General features: G+C 39.9%; 3 protein-coding genes. 1 reads left to right on the top strand and 2 read right to left on the bottom strand.

Annotated features, from left to right (window positions below; genetic code table 11):
* Window positions 1-93: 93 nt before the first annotated feature.
* A complete protein-coding gene (gene trmY, locus JC606_RS23060) occupies window positions 94-693 on the bottom strand; it encodes a tRNA (pseudouridine(54)-N(1))-methyltransferase TrmY (protein WP_004733046.1) in 600 nt (199 codons plus the stop codon).
* Window positions 694-949: 256 nt separating this feature from the next.
* On the opposite strand from trmY, the gene JC606_RS23055 reads away from it, so the two are divergent.
* The gene (locus tag JC606_RS23055; protein WP_198779530.1) at window positions 950-1,474 is read left to right on the top strand and encodes a DUF3087 family protein; all 525 of its coding nucleotides are present in this window, start codon (window positions 950-952) and stop codon (window positions 1,472-1,474) included.
* Window positions 1,475-1,609: 135 nt separating this feature from the next.
* Here the strand turns inward: JC606_RS23055 and JC606_RS23510 are convergent.
* Window positions 1,610-1,823, bottom strand: a 214-nt coding sequence (locus tag JC606_RS23510; protein WP_210474097.1) for a hypothetical protein, incomplete at its 5' end; no start/stop codon positions are given.

The raw sequence follows: 1,823 nt of genomic DNA, 5'->3' as shown, positions 1-1,823 counted from the left end.
ACTCAGGCCTTGAAAGCCGCTTAACAGAAATGTCCAACTTTACGGGGTCACTTCAATAGCCGGGCTTTGTTCACAGTGATTGTGTATTTCGTCTTAAAAACCGCGAATATCTAGCTCATTGTTGATCAACACCACACACTGAGAAGCGAACAACATGTTTGGACCTAAGCTGATTTTCTCTGTTCCCAGACGCTTTAAGCTGTTGTAGCTTTTCTTCGGCATAGGGATGTGGTCAGTGAGAAGGAAACATGGGTTTTCAGCAATCTCTGCATCACGGATAAAGTCACCTTTCTTATCCATCATGTACAGCTGATGGTCTTCAGCTAGCTCTTTAACCAGCTTTTCAAAACTCATAGTACGAACAGTGATGCCCGGTTCAACCTGACGCGTCTGTTCTTTAGTCATACCTTGGGAAGCGTCAACCGCTCTTACTACCGCCGACAACAAAGCCGACTCATGGAAACCACCAATATTAGTGATCTCATTAGAATCGAATGTAATTGTACGTGAAAAGTCTTTAGTACTTTCTAATACAAGGTGTACGGTGACATTCTCGCGGTGAGACTGGGCAACGAAGATCGTGTTCATCAAAGTATGAGCCAGAATCTCAGTATGAGCATCTTGTCCAACGCCTTCTAAGATAAGTTTACTCTCCGTAGGGGCTGCGCGAGCGCGTAATACAAATGAACGCATAGAATGTACCTTGTCAGTATGTGATAAAGCGAAACGAGCTTTAGCAACATGAATTGATGAATAACCAAAATTGTGGCGGTATGTAACTCTTTTCTATTAATGAAGTCAAATAGAGTTGCTTATAGCGCTAACTTCAAGAACTCAACGTATTAAATAGAGAATGACCACATTACAAGATGGTAAAGGTTGAAGCGACCGATTGTTTACATAGATAGTATGCGCAAATTATTAGGTGGCTTGCAGAAGGAAGTAGTCGATGAAGTTACAGAAAATAGATAAAGAAGAATATAGAAAGAAGATGAACCTGTTGTTGGTTGGTTTAGTTGGATCACTGGCAGTGTTTGCTATCGTATTCGGCACCATACTGATTGACTTATTTGGCACAACAAATTCGATTGCTGGTGAATCAACGGGCAATTTCCATTTAAACGTGCTTGGAGTGATCTTGTCTGTAGCGCTAAATGCTTTTATTGCGAGTCGTGTAAAAGGACATGAATACTTCAAGGAAGCGATGTACGTGTGGAACCTAAAACAAATCCACAATCAAATTTATCGAAAACTAAAACGAATTCAAGCGAAGGCTGAGCAAGGTGACCAAGATGCGTTGGTCATTCTGTACTTCTATTACACCACACAAAAACAAGTATACGACCTAGATAACAACACATTGACGATAACGACGGTGCAGAACTCTCTAGATAACATCGTAGAGTTGAGTAAAAAATGGGGTATAGAGTTAGATATAGAATCCTTTTCGAGAGATTTAATCACAAAGTTTTGAGGAATATGCCTGTTATTGTATGAGCTTTGAGCGACGAAAGAGCCTTTTGACGTAAAAGTAAACACTTAAACAGTTTTTTTGAATTTTTACCAAAAAAGGGGTTGCCATGTTTTCGATGATCTCTATAATTCCGCCTCACTGACACGGCAGACGCCACAAGGCTTCAGCAGTAATCAGTAAGACGGAAAGTTCGAAAGAAATTAATTTTAAAAAGTGTTTGACACTTAAGATTAAATCGCTAGAATTCACGTCCGCTTTCAAGGGTTTCTTTGTAAAAAGAAAGTTTCGATAAGCAAAGCTCTTTAACAATTTAAACCTATCAATCTGTGTGGGCACTCGTTGATGAATA

It is taken from the genome of Vibrio sp. IB15, from assembly GCF_016406055.1.
Classification (GTDB): domain Bacteria; phylum Pseudomonadota; class Gammaproteobacteria; order Enterobacterales; family Vibrionaceae; genus Vibrio; species Vibrio chagasii.
The sequence above is the reverse complement of the archived record's forward strand: the minus strand, read 5'-3'. Positions and strand labels throughout refer to the sequence as shown.